A 15,393-nucleotide genomic window follows, 5' to 3' on the forward strand; every position below is an offset into this window, starting at 1 on the left:
CGTTCCTCAGCTATTAATGCAATATAAAGTGGCTCCAATTTGGCTCACTTCAGCGCTTAGCAAATCTTGTTTGTTTACTAGCTACTTTTTCACTTAGGGCTGTTTTAGCATAAAAAGCAAGTTTTTTTTTGCAAAATATACAAATTTTTTCCACATATTATATTAAGATATAAATCTATATACTTAATCTATTAAATCTACCTCCTGCTGTTGTCAGCTTTTCTCTATCATTTAGCTTCTTTCCACCATTTACCACCTGCTTTTCCGATACCTTACTTATTTTTTCCATTAACTCCCTCTGTTTATTCACTATTTTTCCTCCATTTTTCTTTAACACCTTGCTTATCTCTTCATCACTTGCGTAATACATTGGGCTAAATCCTGATATACTTACCCGGTTTATTTCTGCCCCTGCTTTTATTAACTCTTCTACTATCTTTTTTCCACCTACCATACACGCTAGATGTAGTGCCGTATTTCCATCTTCTTCGGTTGCGTTTATATCTGCTCTGGCTTCTATTAATTCTTTTACGTTTTCCAGACGCATTCCAAGCGCTGCTGAGTGCAGTGGTATATAACCTTCGTTATCTCTTGCATCTACATCTGCTCCTTCCCATATCAGCCAGTTTGCTTTTTTTCTCGTCGACATTTTTGCTGCTCGGTGCAACATTGTTTCACCGTTTTCATTTTTTCTATTTATATGCTTTTTAGACAATTTGCCTGCAAGCAACTCTTGAAATAATTCATTAAAATCATCCCTTTCTTCTTGACTAATCCACATAATCTACCTCATTATAAAACTTCCTAACTTCTAGCGTTTGGTAAATCTTTTTTGTTTACCTACACCTACCTAATTTATAGCTGTTTTGGCATGGAAAAGCAACTTCTTTTTTTTCAAAATACACACATTTTTACCGAATGTTAATGTAGTATATGAAGATATAAATATATATATTTAGTATATTAAGCATATGGGCTGTTTTTCTTCCCAAGACCTGTTCAAATGTCGATGTTCGTGCCACGTTAGTACACCTGGGTAAAACACTAAAATGTAATTTTCCGGTTCATGTATTGAATCCTTTTGCTCTGAATTTAAATCGCTTTCAAAATGAACATTGTGTTCTGCTAAACCAAATCTTATAACTTTCTGGTTGGTAAAATCTTCTACCTTGTAGTGGTGAGTAACGCTAAACCTTTCTAAAATTGGCTTGTATTTTAAATTCCACAGTTGTTCAGATAGTTTATCACTTCCTAGTAAAAACTTGCTCCCTTCTTCTTCTGCACTCGTAACCGGAAAACACGCGTTTATTTCTCCTAAACTCCAACTGTCCGATAATACTATCTGCGCTTTAGCAAACTTAATTGCCGGTAATAAGCTCTGTGGTAGCGGATATAGCGCTTTGAAATTATACCACAAATGATTTCTTTCATAAATACCGTTATAGTTCTTAGTATGAGGCTCTGTTTCTCCAAGTATTGCTACATCCAAGCGATATATGTCATTGCTTAAAGCTCGTTCATAATGATCGCGTAGATAGTTTTCTACAATCCTAATAACTGGACCACTAGACCTGAAAAAATTTACTCTCCCAAATGATAACACTGGTCCATCTTTTTCGATCTTTGTACCAGAGTAGTCTGATAATAAGCTGCCAAAAAAACTCTCATCTAAAATGAACCTACCAATATTGTAGTGATCGTTAAAAATTCTCATTAGCCGCGATCTTGCTGGCAATGATAGTTTTGCAAGCTCTACTACTGCATCTACAAAGAAATCATTTGGTACGTTTCTTATCCCTATCTGTAATTCAAAAAAGTGTTCTCCAGGTGGCTCTTCAATAATTGTAATATCTTCATTTATATTTGCCCACTTCAGTGCTATTTTCAGTGAGGCAGGTGTTCCTCTTAAACGCTGAAATTCTACCCCTTCTTTTATCGCTCTTCTTTTGTCTTTTGCCCAACACAGAATCTCTTCTAGACCATATTCCTCTACTATCCATGGCAATATTTCATCTTTAGGATTAAACTTAAATCCCCTTATCCTGCTTGGATCAACTTTGTAATCGATAGCCTCTACTATGGCTCTTTCTTCTTTTGTGCTATTAGGTGGAAGTAACATTAGCTTTTGCCCATTAATTCGATTTCTAGCTTGCCTAAACAAACGCACTCATTCCCCAGTACCACAACATCCTCTCTTGGCTCGATTAATTCTACGTTTTCTACTCCTTCCATAAACAAATTGGCTATAATCCACGATCTTGTCACCTTCCATCCTAATCTTTTTGTTGATTCAAATTTTTCTATAAATCTCTTCTTCACTGTTTCAACAATATCTGGTCTTTTAATGCTAATTCTGCTGTGGATATTTATTTCAATAATATTGCAACCAACTACTGTTATCGTATCTGTCAATACCCTTATATCATCCCTGGTGACTCGCTTTCTTACAATATCAAGTAGTTCTTCAGACGCTATGCCATTTGTGGATAACTTTGTTGATAAAATCGAGATCTCCACACTTCCTGGCACTTTTGATTCAACCAGCGCATCCTTTACTCTACTATCTGCTGAGAGTGCTTGAAACCGATAATGCTCTTTACTTCCTCCTGTGCTCCATCCTATTATTTTTGCTTTGATTCTTTTCCTAAAACGTTCATCTTTTTCCCCGTTCTCTCTTTCCCTTTCGACTCCATAAAACTCAGCTAAATTATCAAGTTCTTCTCCACTTGCAAACTTCAGTAAGTTGCTCCTTGCTGCTTCGTTTATTCTTTCTCTGAGCAAAAGTTCTCGCCATGCTGCTACCTCTAAAATCTTTATTGCTGGATCACTTTCTACTAATGCCGTAAAACTTTCATCACGACTTACTAATTCTTCTTTCATCCGAGAAAAAATCTCCTCAAAGTTCAGTGGTTCGATAATATTTGGCTGCTCCATCTTTATACCACAACCCCGTCAAAGCGAATATTTTTTCCACTTGGCAAGTACAATCCTTCTAGATCAATCGTTACTTTCCCTTCTTTTACTTCTGTGATTTTTACTTTTTCTAACTTAAATCTCTTTTCCCATTTTTCCAAAGCTTCCGCTGTTGCTGCGTAAATTTCTAGTGTAAAATCACGATTTACTGGCTTATCCACTAATTCAAACAATCTCGATCCATATTTCCTACGCATGATTCTGCTGCCTATCGGAGTGGTCAGTATATCAATTATTGATTGTTTCAGATGGTCTAAACCTTCCAGTTCCTTCCCACTAGTAGCACTCATACCACGCATCTTTTTTACCCTGCAAATACATTTTTGCTATCACCCATCACATGAAAACCACACGATACCAAGTCACCTGTTCTCGTTACCCCAATACCATTCACAAATACGCTGTTTGAACCTTGTGTTAGTTTCTCACCTAGAGTTAAGATATCTCCTTTTCGACAAACAGATCTACCATTTACAAATACGTTTTCACTTCCACTCATACAAACATGTGCTGGTATTCCACTGCAATAATCTCCTACACAAACGATTGCTTTACCCATATGCTAGTTTAGATCTATTCTTTTTGCTTTGAGTTTTATTCCCTTTTTTGTCATTTCTATACTTGATTCCCCAACTTTTAGCGTTATTTTATCTACTACATCTATCTCTAAATGATGTTTATCTTTATCGTATGTAAACTTTGTTCCATCTTGAAATTTTACACTATTTATTTCCTTTTTATTCTCCGGAGGCGGATATTTCTCCTGATATATTGCCGGTAACACCACCCCTAATGACAACTCTCCATATGGCGATAATACCATCACCTGCTCATCAATATCTGGGGAAAACCAACTTCTATCTTCTCCTGCTCTTGCCGTTATCCACGGAAGCCAATCAGTTAAAAATTCTCCTACTTTTACCCTTACTCTTGCTTTTTCATAGTCTACTTCTTTAACTAGACCTATACGAATAATATTCGCTAGCCTTCTATTTAGCTCTGCAATGGCAAAATTATGGTCCAACATACACTTTTCCTATCTCGATAGTATGTGGCGTAACTCCGCCTGAAAATATTGACTTGCCTACATGGACTTCATGCACCCATTCAACCATCCACACTAGATATGCATCTAATTCTGGTCTAAAATCATCTCCTCCTGCTGATATAAATTCACCTGCTGAAACATTTTCCACGTCCCAAGTATTTTTATTCACAACTCTTGCAACTTCTGTTGCTAATTCTCTCACAACTATCGAGGAATCCTCGACTGTTCCATCAACTACTATTCTCGCTTCAAATCTTGCTCTCAGTGCTAATTCCTCTGTTCCCGGATCTTTCCCTGGCTCTAAACTCACAAGCTCTACAAACACTGCTGGGGCTATTATTTCCCGACGTATCGTTGGATACACTTCACATGTCTGTATCGCTGGTATCTCTTCCTTTAACTTATTACAGATTGCTGTATGTAAATTACTCCAAAACATCTATCTGCTGCTGAAAATATTTCTCAAATACTCTTTCTACTTCATTATCAACTAACTCTTTCATTGTTTCCCGAGCATGGGTGTTTATTTTAATTTCATCTATTGGCAAAGACGTGGTATACCTTCTTCTGAATATTCCTATATGACCATTTTTCATTGTTGCTATAAATGCTCCTTCATACGTACGGCTTCCTACCTTTGCTCCCATCTTTGTCTGTTTTATACTCCCAAGTTTTGCTACTCCTATCCACTGCGAACTAAGCTTTATTATAGACCACAAACGCTTTCTATTTGCTTTATCCACACTTAACTTTTTTCTCATTGCTTTTTTTGGTATTTGTTTTTCTTCGCTAACTTGTTTGACAGTTTGCGACCTTACCCATAGTGCTGTTTTGTTTAATGCCCTCACCGTCGCTTTTTCCACTTTCTCTTTCTCTGCATCTATGCTTTGCATAACTTTTTCTATGCTACCGGTCACTTCGATGTTAATACGCATCTACACCCCTGACGCTTGAATTTTCCAGATCATCCCAGAGTTATCTCTGAGTGGCGGTGTGTGTACTCTGTATCTACAACTACCTATAGAAAAAGTATCTCCCACCATTGGCTTTAATACATCAAACACACTTACTTCTAAAGTCAAAGTTTCTCCTACAAATTGTCCTTCACCAATCCCGTATAATTTATCTGGTTGTTGCTTTAATATCTGCACCAGGTATGACTTATCCTTTGACTCATACAACGCTTGCTGCCCTAAATGTGTAAAACAATCTGCAAATAATCTTTTTATTTTTTCTTGCATACTTTACCTTTATGCACTAATCTCTACATGCACGCTAAGAAGGGGCATACTGGTAGAGCAGTTTCATGCCTCACCACTTTTGTAGTTGCTCTACCAGTATTGTTATGCTGCAACGACTTTGATTAATATTCCTGGACGATGGCACATTGGTAAAGGATTTGACTGAGTATGTAAATCGGTCCCTCTATCAAATCTTCTTGGCTCTTGTTTTGCATATAACGGTTGCCCTAGTGTATTTACCGTCTCATTAAAGTCCGCTGGCGCAAAGTAAGTAGTAAATGTATTAGCTGTACCAAGTGGAAAACAGTGTCCCGCATCTTTTTCTATAAATCTTCTCACAATTCCTTCAGGATCAGTTGCTTGCCCTCTGTACTCCTCAAATGTTATTCCACAGAACGTAAATCCTGATCTCATGTCGTTCCTTAGCGCTGCTCCTTCTTGCCATCTCTCGTATGCTTCTTTTACTTTAGCGTGGGAAGTTAAAGCATCGAAAAACTCAGGACTTACCAGCGCATGAATCCCGGTCATATATTCACCACTTAAGTTGTCCTCAATATGCCTCAATACTTCCAGACACCTACGCTTTACATCGGTGGTTGCTGTTCCTAGCGCAAAATTTACTACCTTTGGCGTAATTTCAAATTCGTTGTAAAGATTTAACAATTCACTGCCATCTGCGTCTAAAATTATTCCTTTGAGCGCACCCATTCGCAGATGCTCTAACGTTATCGCGTGTTTGTTTCTCATCAATTCCAGATGATCTGTTACTACATTAGCCAGTGCTGTAAGTTCGCTTTCTGACCCAAATGCCCTTATCCCTTGCACTTCCTCAGGTAACACTACGTCATCATGGGGAATATGTGGTATCGTAAATGTTCTTATTTTTCGTTTTCCGCGTTTTCCCACTGTTGCTGGTGCTCCGGGAACTTGCGTTGGTAATAAACTCAATACTCCGTTTTGCTCTTCTATCGTGATATGTCGAAATCTTACCGATCTACTTGGAAACAAATTTAAGCTTTCTGTTCGACCATAATTTATCGGCAATATGTTCATTGCTTTAGTTAATTCCGTCATACTAAATGCTGGATTTGTAAATGGATTTTGCATGTTTTTCCCCTTGTTTTCCCTATTAATTTAAGTTGAGTTGAAGTTTAAACTCCCTTGCGGATGATGATTCCTCGGCCTTGTGCTTCAAGTTGTTTTATTGCTGTAGCTTTCTGCTCTTCGGTGATATTTCCTGGCCATACAACTGCATGATCTGCTAGCATCGCTATACGTGTAATGATTACTGCTTTGGTGGTTTCCGTTGCGTTTACATCACTTGTTATCACACCTATCGCCGTTTGTGTGCCATCTGTGGCCGTTGCATTTATAATTTTAATTAGATCATCTTTATCACGACCAACAACCGTACCAAGCTTTAGGTTTTGCCCCTTTGCTACTGTTATTTGGTCTCTTGAATATAGATTAGACACTTCATATTTTAGAAGATCGCCTAAATTATTTCCTTCTGTTATACTTGTCATGTTTTTCTCCCTGTTTTAGTTTATTCCGCTGTCTTTATAATTGTTATATTCCGCGGCTTATAATTGTGGCGCGTTTTAACTACCGCCGCGTATGTTAGCGCTATATACGGCGGTTATAAGATGATCAACTTTATTTTACCGCGGTGTTTAAAGTTGCTATACGCCGCGGTAAAAGATACACAACCTTATAGTTGGCTATTCTGGCGTGTTTTTGCCACTTGCATCATTAAATCTTCTGACGAATTTTGTGGTATTGTGCTCAGTATCTCTGTCTTCTTCGTTCTCTCCGCCAGTATCGACATTAATATCTCTTGTGCTTGTTTTGCATTTACATCCTGCTCGATAAATTCTCCTATTTTCTCTGGCATCTTTGATAAATTACATAATCTTATTACCTCTAATACTTCCTTGCGGCACCTCTCATAACCTATTCGTTTTGATTCTTCCATTAACTCATCAGCATCGATGGTGTGGCCCTTATAGTTAAATTCAGCTTTACTCATATTGTTTCTCCTATCTATAAATTCAGAATATGTTATTACCTCATCAGCAAGACCTATCTCTATTGCTTTCTCACCAAAATATAGCCCTGCTTCCGTTGATTTGATTTTTTCCGTGGATAAATTTCTGTTTCGTGCGATGAGCTGGACAAACATCTCATATAGGCGATCTACTTCCTCTTGTAAGCTTTCCACACTTTCTGATGTTATCGGCTCATGCGGATTTAAATCGTTTTTTCTCTTTCCTGCAAATACTGTGGTATATTTTATCCCCTGTTTTTCATCAAACCCACTTTGATCTATATGACTTGCTATTACTCCTATACTTCCAACTCCTGAAGTTCTCGTTACCAATACTTTTTCAGCACTTGACGCTATCGCATACGCTGCAGAATATGCATCATCATTTGCTATCGCCACAATTCTCTTTTTTGTCCTTGCTTCGTAAATAAAGTCAGAAAGGTCGAATAAACCGTTTACTTCTCCTCCAGGGCTGTCTATATCCAAAATTATTGTTTCTACTTCTTCATCTATTAAAGCTTCTTCTATCTCTTCACGTATCTTCTCATATGATGTCATTCCTAAAATATCGTCAAAAGCTTCTGAATTCTTCGTTAAGATTCCATGTATTGGTATGACTGCTATTCCCTTTTTATTATTTCTTACTGCGTGTTTTATGTTTTTAAACGTGGGATGCTTTCCGGCATGTAATGACAATAGATCAAAACTTCTTTGCTCCATCATTACCGGTCTATTCAGCCACATTGCTTGTTGTTTCATGTCATTTCCGCAAAACTACTTTGTACATCAGAATCAAAACTTAAGCCCAATTCACTCGCACGTCTTTGATCTTCAGCAATTTCTTGGTCTATTTCTTCTACATCATAACCAAGTTCCGAAACCACCTCCGACCTGCTCTTAAACCCATTCCTTACTGCCATTTGCTGTGCTTGCTGGTCTTTTAGTGGATCTACGTAAGCACACCCTTGCGGTATCCATTTTACCTCTTTTGCTGTTTCTTTTGCCCAATTTTCACCTATGTCCAGTTCTCCAGAGAGTATTGCTAATTCTAGCCACCTATCCCATACTGGACGGCAAAGCTGAAATACTACCACGTTATGCTGTAACATTGCACACCTCCGGCGAAACTCTATTAACCCTGCTCGTATCGATGAATAATTGACACCACTTAGATCTCCTGTTAGCTGCTCGTAAGTTATTCCCATGCCTACTGCTATTGCTCTGAGCTGCTGTTTCATGAATGCTTCATAACTTCCCCCAACATCTGATGGTTCTGAAAATTTTATATCCTCTCCCGGGTCTAAAAGTTGCATAGTCCCAGGTTCAAGACCAGATAATGCTACCCCTTGTTCATTACTCTCTCCTTCTCCCATGATGTTCGCTTCAGGATCAAGTCTCGTAATAAATCCCGCAAACATCGCTGCTGTCTTCTTTCTTACCAGCTCCGCATCATCGTATTGATCAAGTTCATAGAGCTTTAACAGTACACTGGACAACCATGGTACTCCTCGAATCTGCCCAGGTCTCAGTAGCCTATAGATATGTAAAACATCATTTGCTGGTACTCTCACTGACTCTCCAAATGATCCTTCACCCGGATGTTCTCTAAATAGGTAGTATGCTTCCCTCTGCCCAAGTCTATTGAACTCAATGCCGTTTCTAATTACATTACCGTTGGCAAGGGTTTGATTGCTCTTATTATCTAAATGCTCTGATTCAAGTACTTGCAGTTGCAACGGCACACAAAGTCCATCTTCTCGTTTTCTTGTTCGGAGTCTTACAAAACATTCTCCTCCTTCTATCATGCTTCTACATACTAGAGCTTGTAATCCATAAAAATCACTTACTCCGCTACTGTCTGCTTCATCTGTCCATCTTAGCCATAACTCTTGCACTTTTTTCCGAAACTCTCCATCCTTTGCTTTTGACTGCGGCTTTATTCCTGTCCCAACGCAATTACTCACTATCGTATCGATGATGTTTGCTGCATAGGAGTTCTTTCTTACCATGTCACGTGATCGACTTCTTAAAGTTTCAAGACTATGCGAGAGTAAGCTATTTATACTTCCTGTCTCTGGTTGAAAGTGCAATAATCTCCTTCCTGAGCCTGACGCATCCCATGCTGAACTTTTTGGTTTTGTTGGTTTCCGAAATAATTGTTTGAATGATTTCAATAACATTTAGCCTCTGATTGTTTTAATTATGCAGCAGGTTGTTGCACAAATTTATAGTTTAATATTGAGAAATTTCAGCAAGCTGCTGGAGAATTTGGTCATTGACTTTTTATAGTGCATTTACCTCTTAATAAATGGTACTTCTGTGTCCTATTTCTGTGATGATTACTGTGTTCTCTAATTTATCTACTTTATAAATAATCCGATAATCGCCTACTCTTAATCTTTTACTTCCTACTAATCTACCACTTAATGGTTTACCAAGATTAATTGGATCAATTGTAAGCCGCTCGTCTATAGCTCTTCTAATTCTTGATCTTATTGTTGGTGGTAAAGTAAGGAAATCTCTCTCAAGAACCTTTTCTGAATAGATAATATTGTATTTCACTCATCTTTAATTGTCTTTGCAGATAATATTTTATCCCAATCGACATCCTCACTTCTGACCGTCTTTGCATCTGGCACATCACGTTCTTTTATAATTTCAGCCATCTCTTTCTCTGCTTCAAATTCTTCTTTCACAAGACACACTAAAACTTCTGGTATAGTTTTATTCCATGCTTTTGCGACCTCTGTAAGATACTGAGCAAATTCACCCTCGAAACTTACATTAATATTGAGCTTTTTTTGACTTTGAGCCATATGATTAACCAGAAAACATCAACTATAGACTATAACATTTTTACACAATTTTGTCAATCCCCTCACTCGTTGAAATAACAATCTTTCTCTTCGGCTTCACACCTGCAACTTTTAACTCTGCTTTGATTCGTTGCCTGAGCTCCAATAAATCCTTTATTTGAACTTCCCCATACCGAACTACATGGTCACCATATGCAATTGAGACAACCCTTTCCCCGCTCTGTAGCTTCTTTATCGCTTCTTCTACTTGTGCTAAGTATTCTTCACTATACATTTTGCTCACTCAGCCACTTACTTTTTCTCACTCTTTTTGACTTTTTAGCTTTTTCACCTACTAAACTTTCCCATTTACTCTCTGGCCATCTATCTATTCCCAGTGCTATCGATGCTGCTCTTGCATAAACTCTGCAATCTAGTACTTCATTTCGGTCTCTTATCTTTTGCCATTCTTGTTTGGTATACCCTTTTACTACCTTGGTAATTAGTTGCTCTGCGGTTAGCTGCTTAAAATATTCAGGTGGATATTCGGGAAAATGACAATACCCAGGTAGCCCTTCTTTTAAAACATTAAGTAATTGGAAAAGCTCTGACTTTAATATCGATACCCCAACTGGCCACAGCTTTATTCCTCTTTTTAGTTTTTGTCCTCCAACTGTTACATCAACTCTACTTGGGCTGTTAAGCGGCACTAGGGCTTTGTTTACTCCCTTTACTGCCATTACTCTTCCAGACCCTTGATGACTTCTTACCCAATTGTATACCTCCTGCGTTGCGTACCCAGCATCTACCGCCATCATGCTTATCATGTATTCAAGACCATTTTCACCGATAAAATGATGATTCAAGAGCTCTGAAAGTTTTTCCCATACTTCTCCACTGCCAGTATCACCTTCTAATACCTGGTAGTCTATTGACCAATTTTCTCGGTTTCTTCCCCATGCTACAATTTCTGCCTCTAAACGATCTTTTTGCACATCAACCCCTGCCGTCAGTATCACTTTGCCTTTTGGTACCGTACCAACCGTAAAGGATTCTCTTCGGTTAAATAGTTGCTTCCAGTCTGGTACTTCTCCTTTATCTACCCAGGTTTCTCCCAGTGTGGTGTTGATCCAAACTTTTAATAATTGCTCATTCTCTTTGCTATGTAGAAAATCTTCTACTGCTTGATTCCAGCTATACCAACCAACTGGGCTATATAAGCTTGAAAGGTGGAATCCTATTGTTTTTCCCTCTTTTGCTTTTTCTTCCCCTGTAGCTCTCCATTTACCTCTAGCTAGCATCTCTGTTTTCTGATGATTTTTTATTTCTCCCCTACACTCTATGCAAACGTAGTGGGCTGTTGAGGGTTCTTTATCTTTCCACTTTATCTGTGGCCATTTCAGCACCTGATAGTGATCACAATGTGGACAAGGTACAAAAAAGTATCGTTTGTCTGAACTCTCAAATTCCTTCTCTATTCTGCTTATTCCGTGAACTGTTGGTGTCGATACCAAAAAAATCTTTCGACGAGCAAAAGTATTAGTTCGGGCTATGCTGAGTAAAACCGGATCTCCTTCTCCTCCTGAATCTCCTGGATATGCATCAACCTCATCTAAAAAAAGATATTTTACCGGCATTGAACGTAAACCCACTGGACTATTTGCTCCAGTTACTACTACCGTTCCTCCCGGAAACTCTTTGCTCTGCACAGTATTGCCTGAATCTCTCGACCTTGGATCTTTTATTTTACTCCTTAAACATGATGTATCTTCTATTAACGGCGCAAATCTTCCCTTTGACCAACGCTTGCCCATTTCTACTGTTGGCTGTACTACCAGCATTGGCCCTGGTGTTTGGTCGATTATATATCCTATCCAGTTATTCCCTGCTTCTGTTCCGCCAATTTGTGCTCCTTTCATGAATATTACTTTTTCAGCCGATGAAGATGGCGACAGTGAATCCATTATTTCTCTGAGGTATGGCGTTCTCTCTGTTCTCCATTTTCCTGGCTCTGATGACGCTATCGTTGAAAGTTGACGATTCTTATCTGCCCACTCTGATACTTTAAGTGGTGAATCTGGCTTCAGCCCTATACAAAAGCTATTGCTATAAATCATAGTGTTATTTGCTGCTGAAATTTTGCTACTTTCACATCGGTCAGAATAGAACGTTTGCAGTAGACATCAGTTGCATCTTTAGCAAAACAACTTAGAATAATGACTGCAATTATTCCTGCATACGCTGTAGAAATAGAGATGCTTATAGCTATTGAGCCTATTATTATAAGGCGTCTACTAATTTTCTTTAATAATTTTAAATTATTTGAATATAAATTAACAGCAGTCATTAAAATGTATTTTTCGATAATTCTTCGAGGGCATTGGTAATCTCTTCTGTTAACGTCTCATGGATCTTCTCTGTGTCATTCATCGATGCCAGTAATGCTGATACTCTGTCTGGGATATTCAAAAGATTATTTCTCACTACTCTTGCCACGTTAAATGCTTCAGTCTTTACTTCTTCTACTGAGATAAGTTCACCAATTTCAGCTTTTGCCTTTGCCTCGAGCAGTTTTCCCCGCTCCATCTCATTTTTTATCCGCGTTTTTAGCAACATCGTGGAAAGTTTATTATTTCCCCTTTCTTCACCTTCTGGATTTTTTCTCCTCAGTGGTTGACTTGGATCTCGTATTGCTGCCACCGCTTCATTTGCTTGTTCTCGGTCAATCAAACCATCCTCCAGCTCAACTATTCCTTTTTTTACTAAATAACAGACGTATTGCTTTGAAACTCCTAGTTCTCTTGCCCATTCTGTCTGCGTGATTTTCCCTCTTTCCACCTTTCTTTCCCCTCTTTTTTTCCTTATTTCGCCCCTTGCTGTCTTGATTCTTGAATTTGCGCAAAAGTTTTACCAGAACCGAAAAGGGTGGAATCTCTTCCCGTATACACCTGCCAACGCTTTATCGTTACATCTACGAAGGCGGGATCAAGTTCTATGGTTCTACAGATTCTTCCTGTCCTCTCACACGCAATCAACGTACTCCCAGACCCGCTAAATGGATCAAGAACTATGTCCCCTGGTCTACTGCTGTTTACTATCGCTCTCTCCATTAACTCCACTGGTTTCATCGTTGGGTGCAGTGAGTTGTATGTTGGCTTATCGTAAAACCAGAGATCACTTTGATTACGTCCTCCATGCCACTCACGTTTATTGCCGTTTTTCCAACCGTAGAGTATTGTTTCGTATTGTCTTTGATAATCAGATCTCCCCAGTGTAAAATGATTCTTTGCCCAAATTATGAACGTTGACCACCTTCCTCCTGCTTCTTCAAATACCTTCTGCAAGGTCGAAAGCTCTGATGATGATGCACAGATGTAAATTGCCCCTTTGGTGTTTGCTAAAACATGAGTACAAATGTCATACAGAAAAAGTTCGTATTTTTCACCTTGATCATCGTTTAGTATTTTTTTGTCTTCCCTTTCCTGACTGTCACCATATGCTACGTTATACGGAGGGTCACACACGGTAATATCTGCCATTTTATCGTCTAATACCGCTTTAAATGATTCAACCAGACAACTATCGCCACAGTAGATTCGATGACCACCTAAAATCCATAGATCCCCTGGTTTCGACACTACTGACTTTTTATCAACCAATTCCACTCCCTCTTTTTCTCCTCTTTCTACTTCTTTTTTTCCATCAATGTCGTCGAGAAAGCGTTGGACTTTTTCCAGCTCAAATCCAGTCATTTTAAGGTCAAACTCCAAGTCTTCTAACTCTTGAATTTCCAACTTCAAAAGATCATCGTCCCACTTTGCCCAGTTAGCTGATTGATTTGCTAGTAACCGAAAAGCTTTGGTTTGGGCATCACTTAAGTTATCACTTAACACCACTGGAATACTCTCCATGCCCAGTTTTCTTGCTGCTTTGAGGCGTAAATGACCATCAACCACAGTTCCATCGCTTTTTGCAACTATCGGAATACGAAAACCAAATTCCCGAATTGAAGCACACATTCTGTTTACTACCTTGTCATTATCACGAGGATTGCGCTCATATTCGACAAGATTTTCAATAGGATAGTAGTGTATTGCTAAGTTCATATTCTTATTAAATTACTAGTGGAGATTCTTAACGACTTGTTAAAAAGTTAATAATTAAAATACGTCTGACGCTAGAGAGGGACCGGGCTTTTCGCCACCAAATCAGCCTGGCTGGCGGGAAGGACCCACATTTCACCCCGTTTCTATATTATTAAAATCGTTACTTATATCAGAAGTGTCATTAAAACTCATTATGTAAAATATTAACATCACAGCATTCGCCAAAACTCATTATGTAAAACATCAATGCCAAAGCATCGGCTTCATTATCGTCTTGAGGGAAAAAACCTTTGCCCCTTACAGCTTCAATAACTTCACTTTTACTTGCATTGCCCTTGCCAGTGATAAAACGTTTTATGGTCCCCACAGGTACACCTTTGTAAGGTATATGATGCTTTTCACACCAAGCAGTTAAAACGGCAAAGAAACCACCATAACAATGCGCAACGTCTGTTCCTAGATGTCTTCTTACCTCCTCAAAGTACACCGCAGAAATGTCTTTCAAGGAATTAAGCCAATTACTAAAACTTAAGAAGCACATGCCACCTCCGCTGAAACGGCTAGAGTGAAAACTCTCACTGCCACTTTGGATTACTCCGTCTTTGAGAATAGCCCAACCTGTTTGTTTGCCGAGGTCTAGTGTTAAGATTGACATTTGCTATAATTTAAAACTGCAAGTAGCACTAAATATCATTTGGTCCCTTCAAAATACGCTATGAATGGGTTTTTGTTGGCCAATGACAAGAATCTTATGCTACCTACCTTAGTTAGGAGTTAATTCCTTGCTATTATATATATTCACCGATTTTACAAAAACTGTTCACTTTTTTTTAATTTTTCTTTGCAAAGCGTAAAAAACGTGCTAAACTCACTTGTGAGTTTACTATACAGCAATAGAATTGCTAAGAATACCATTTATTCGAGTTCTAAGGGGCATTATATGCATTCTTTGGTAATAGTAGTATTTTTGTACCCTAAAGTTGCATCTGGCCTTAAAACAAAGTTTTTGCCTCATCTAAAAAAATACAAAGCTGTTTCTTCTCAATTACGTAACTTACCAAAAGCCTAAATTACTTTATTTCTTTTGCTTTCTTCAATCTTTTCTACTCTGTTTATTTGCCGAGATCGAGTGTTAGATAAGCTATTTTACCCCTAATAGTTATATACCACTTTTAGTTCAGTG

Annotated in this window: 21 protein-coding genes; all 21 read right to left on the reverse strand. The window is 38.4% G+C overall.

The genetic code is table 11. From position 1 onward, the window contains the following. Window positions 1-175: 175 nt before the first annotated feature. The 21 genes from ABWU69_RS05650 to ABWU69_RS05750 all read right to left on the reverse strand — a co-directional run bounded on the left by ABWU69_RS05650 (window position 176) and on the right by ABWU69_RS05750 (window position 14,865). Window positions 176-781, reverse strand: coding sequence for an ankyrin repeat domain-containing protein (locus ABWU69_RS05650; protein WP_341814690.1), 606 nt, complete (start codon window positions 779-781; stop codon window positions 176-178). A gap of 174 nt (window positions 782-955) precedes the next feature. After that, entirely contained in the window at window positions 956-2,119 is a 1,164-nt protein-coding gene (locus ABWU69_RS05655) for a phage tail protein (RefSeq protein WP_341815135.1), read from the reverse strand. Then, the gene (locus ABWU69_RS05660) at window positions 2,119-2,934 is read right to left on the reverse strand and encodes a baseplate J/gp47 family protein (RefSeq protein WP_353285056.1); all 816 of its coding nucleotides are present in this window, start codon (window positions 2,932-2,934) and stop codon (window positions 2,119-2,121) included. Before ABWU69_RS05660 ends, ABWU69_RS05655 begins: the two co-directional genes overlap by 1 nt. A gap of 2 nt (window positions 2,935-2,936) precedes the next feature. Further along, window positions 2,937-3,272 carry a GPW/gp25 family protein gene (locus tag ABWU69_RS05665; RefSeq protein WP_341814689.1) on the reverse strand — a complete coding sequence of 112 codons (336 nt, stop codon included), beginning with the start codon at window positions 3,270-3,272 and terminating at the stop codon, window positions 2,937-2,939. Between the two features lie 5 nt (window positions 3,273-3,277). After that, on the reverse strand, window positions 3,278-3,532 hold the full coding sequence (locus ABWU69_RS05670; RefSeq protein WP_341814688.1) for a PAAR domain-containing protein: 255 nt from the start codon (window positions 3,530-3,532) through the stop codon (window positions 3,278-3,280). A 3-nt stretch (window positions 3,533-3,535) separates the two neighbouring features. Further along, window positions 3,536-4,000, reverse strand: a complete 465-nt coding sequence (locus ABWU69_RS05675) for a phage baseplate assembly protein V (protein WP_341814687.1) — start codon at window positions 3,998-4,000, stop codon at window positions 3,536-3,538. Further along, window positions 3,987-4,460: a hypothetical protein gene (locus ABWU69_RS05680; RefSeq protein ID WP_341814686.1), complete on the reverse strand. Its 474-nt coding sequence runs from the start codon at window positions 4,458-4,460 to the stop codon at window positions 3,987-3,989. The genes ABWU69_RS05675 and ABWU69_RS05680 overlap by 14 nt, the downstream gene beginning before the upstream one ends. Next, window positions 4,447-4,956, reverse strand: coding sequence for a phage tail protein (locus ABWU69_RS05685; RefSeq protein ID WP_341814685.1), 510 nt, complete (start codon window positions 4,954-4,956; stop codon window positions 4,447-4,449). Before ABWU69_RS05685 ends, ABWU69_RS05680 begins: the two co-directional genes overlap by 14 nt. Continuing rightward, window positions 4,957-5,262, reverse strand: a complete 306-nt coding sequence (locus tag ABWU69_RS05690; RefSeq protein WP_341814684.1) for a hypothetical protein — start codon at window positions 5,260-5,262, stop codon at window positions 4,957-4,959. It lies immediately after the preceding gene. 102 nt (window positions 5,263-5,364) lie between these two features. Then, complete coding sequence (locus ABWU69_RS05695) at window positions 5,365-6,369, reverse strand: major capsid protein (protein WP_341814683.1); 1,005 nt, start codon at window positions 6,367-6,369, stop codon at window positions 5,365-5,367. Between the two features lie 44 nt (window positions 6,370-6,413). Then, a complete protein-coding gene (locus tag ABWU69_RS05700; RefSeq protein WP_341814682.1) occupies window positions 6,414-6,788 on the reverse strand; it encodes a head decoration protein in 375 nt (124 codons plus the stop codon). A 185-nt stretch (window positions 6,789-6,973) separates the two neighbouring features. Then, window positions 6,974-8,068: a S49 family peptidase gene (locus ABWU69_RS05705; RefSeq protein WP_341814681.1), complete on the reverse strand. Its 1,095-nt coding sequence runs from the start codon at window positions 8,066-8,068 to the stop codon at window positions 6,974-6,976. Continuing rightward, window positions 8,065-9,489 (reverse strand): phage portal protein, encoded by a 1,425-nt coding sequence (locus ABWU69_RS05710; protein WP_341814680.1) that lies wholly within the window; start codon window positions 9,487-9,489, stop codon window positions 8,065-8,067. Before ABWU69_RS05710 ends, ABWU69_RS05705 begins: the two co-directional genes overlap by 4 nt. A gap of 121 nt (window positions 9,490-9,610) precedes the next feature. Beyond that, a complete protein-coding gene (locus ABWU69_RS05715) occupies window positions 9,611-9,871 on the reverse strand; it encodes a type II toxin-antitoxin system RelE family toxin (RefSeq protein ID WP_253303276.1) in 261 nt (86 codons plus the stop codon). Further along, window positions 9,868-10,125, reverse strand: coding sequence for a hypothetical protein (locus tag ABWU69_RS05720; protein ID WP_264688165.1), 258 nt, complete (start codon window positions 10,123-10,125; stop codon window positions 9,868-9,870). The genes ABWU69_RS05715 and ABWU69_RS05720 overlap by 4 nt, the downstream gene beginning before the upstream one ends. A gap of 40 nt (window positions 10,126-10,165) precedes the next feature. After that, window positions 10,166-10,399 (reverse strand): gpW family head-tail joining protein, encoded by a 234-nt coding sequence (locus tag ABWU69_RS05725; protein ID WP_353285438.1) that lies wholly within the window; start codon window positions 10,397-10,399, stop codon window positions 10,166-10,168. Further along, a complete protein-coding gene (locus ABWU69_RS05730; protein WP_353285057.1) occupies window positions 10,392-12,221 on the reverse strand; it encodes a phage terminase large subunit family protein in 1,830 nt (609 codons plus the stop codon). Before ABWU69_RS05730 ends, ABWU69_RS05725 begins: the two co-directional genes overlap by 8 nt. Further along, the gene (locus tag ABWU69_RS05735; protein ID WP_265026482.1) at window positions 12,218-12,451 is read right to left on the reverse strand and encodes a hypothetical protein; all 234 of its coding nucleotides are present in this window, start codon (window positions 12,449-12,451) and stop codon (window positions 12,218-12,220) included. The genes ABWU69_RS05730 and ABWU69_RS05735 overlap by 4 nt, the downstream gene beginning before the upstream one ends. After that, a complete protein-coding gene (locus ABWU69_RS05740; protein ID WP_341814678.1) occupies window positions 12,451-12,942 on the reverse strand; it encodes a helix-turn-helix domain-containing protein in 492 nt (163 codons plus the stop codon). Before ABWU69_RS05740 ends, ABWU69_RS05735 begins: the two co-directional genes overlap by 1 nt. A gap of 23 nt (window positions 12,943-12,965) precedes the next feature. After that, window positions 12,966-14,210: a DNA modification methylase gene (locus ABWU69_RS05745; protein ID WP_353285058.1), complete on the reverse strand. Its 1,245-nt coding sequence runs from the start codon at window positions 14,208-14,210 to the stop codon at window positions 12,966-12,968. A 181-nt stretch (window positions 14,211-14,391) separates the two neighbouring features. Further along, window positions 14,392-14,865, reverse strand: a complete 474-nt coding sequence (locus tag ABWU69_RS05750) for a crossover junction endodeoxyribonuclease RuvC (RefSeq protein ID WP_353285059.1) — start codon at window positions 14,863-14,865, stop codon at window positions 14,392-14,394. Between the last annotated feature and the right edge of the window lie 528 nt (window positions 14,866-15,393).

It is taken from the genome of Wolbachia endosymbiont (group A) of Beris morrisii (genome assembly GCF_964028185.1).
Taxonomy (GTDB): Bacteria; Pseudomonadota; Alphaproteobacteria; order Rickettsiales; family Anaplasmataceae; genus Wolbachia.

What these genes read in the sequence shown, in the direction of transcription:
- ABWU69_RS05650 (WP_341814690.1), bottom strand. Translation starts at nt 781, where the DNA reads ATGTGGATTAGTCAAGAAGAAAGGGATGATTTTAATGAATTATTTCAA.
- ABWU69_RS05655 (WP_341815135.1), bottom strand. Translation starts at nt 2,119, where the DNA reads ATGTTACTTCCACCTAATAGCACAAAAGAAGAAAGAGCCATAGTAGAG.
- ABWU69_RS05660 (WP_353285056.1), bottom strand. Translation starts at nt 2,934, where the DNA reads ATGGAGCAGCCAAATATTATCGAACCACTGAACTTTGAGGAGATTTTT.
- ABWU69_RS05665 (WP_341814689.1), bottom strand. Translation starts at nt 3,272, where the DNA reads ATGCGTGGTATGAGTGCTACTAGTGGGAAGGAACTGGAAGGTTTAGAC.
- ABWU69_RS05670 (WP_341814688.1), bottom strand. Translation starts at nt 3,532, where the DNA reads ATGGGTAAAGCAATCGTTTGTGTAGGAGATTATTGCAGTGGAATACCA.
- ABWU69_RS05675 (WP_341814687.1), bottom strand. Translation starts at nt 4,000, where the DNA reads ATGTTGGACCATAATTTTGCCATTGCAGAGCTAAATAGAAGGCTAGCG.
- ABWU69_RS05680 (WP_341814686.1), bottom strand. Translation starts at nt 4,460, where the DNA reads ATGTTTTGGAGTAATTTACATACAGCAATCTGTAATAAGTTAAAGGAA.
- ABWU69_RS05685 (WP_341814685.1), bottom strand. Translation starts at nt 4,956, where the DNA reads ATGCGTATTAACATCGAAGTGACCGGTAGCATAGAAAAAGTTATGCAA.
- ABWU69_RS05690 (WP_341814684.1), bottom strand. Translation starts at nt 5,262, where the DNA reads ATGCAAGAAAAAATAAAAAGATTATTTGCAGATTGTTTTACACATTTA.
- ABWU69_RS05695 (WP_341814683.1), bottom strand. Translation starts at nt 6,369, where the DNA reads ATGCAAAATCCATTTACAAATCCAGCATTTAGTATGACGGAATTAACT.
- ABWU69_RS05700 (WP_341814682.1), bottom strand. Translation starts at nt 6,788, where the DNA reads ATGACAAGTATAACAGAAGGAAATAATTTAGGCGATCTTCTAAAATAT.
- ABWU69_RS05705 (WP_341814681.1), bottom strand. Translation starts at nt 8,068, where the DNA reads ATGAAACAACAAGCAATGTGGCTGAATAGACCGGTAATGATGGAGCAA.
- ABWU69_RS05710 (WP_341814680.1), bottom strand. Translation starts at nt 9,489, where the DNA reads ATGTTATTGAAATCATTCAAACAATTATTTCGGAAACCAACAAAACCA.
- ABWU69_RS05720 (WP_264688165.1), bottom strand. Translation starts at nt 10,125, where the DNA reads ATGGCTCAAAGTCAAAAAAAGCTCAATATTAATGTAAGTTTCGAGGGT.
- ABWU69_RS05725 (WP_353285438.1), bottom strand. Translation starts at nt 10,399, where the DNA reads ATGTATAGTGAAGAATACTTAGCACAAGTAGAAGAAGCGATAAAGAAG.
- ABWU69_RS05730 (WP_353285057.1), bottom strand. Translation starts at nt 12,221, where the DNA reads ATGATTTATAGCAATAGCTTTTGTATAGGGCTGAAGCCAGATTCACCA.
- ABWU69_RS05735 (WP_265026482.1), bottom strand. Translation starts at nt 12,451, where the DNA reads ATGACTGCTGTTAATTTATATTCAAATAATTTAAAATTATTAAAGAAA.
- ABWU69_RS05745 (WP_353285058.1), bottom strand. Translation starts at nt 14,210, where the DNA reads ATGAACTTAGCAATACACTACTATCCTATTGAAAATCTTGTCGAATAT.
- ABWU69_RS05750 (WP_353285059.1), bottom strand. Translation starts at nt 14,865, where the DNA reads ATGTCAATCTTAACACTAGACCTCGGCAAACAAACAGGTTGGGCTATT.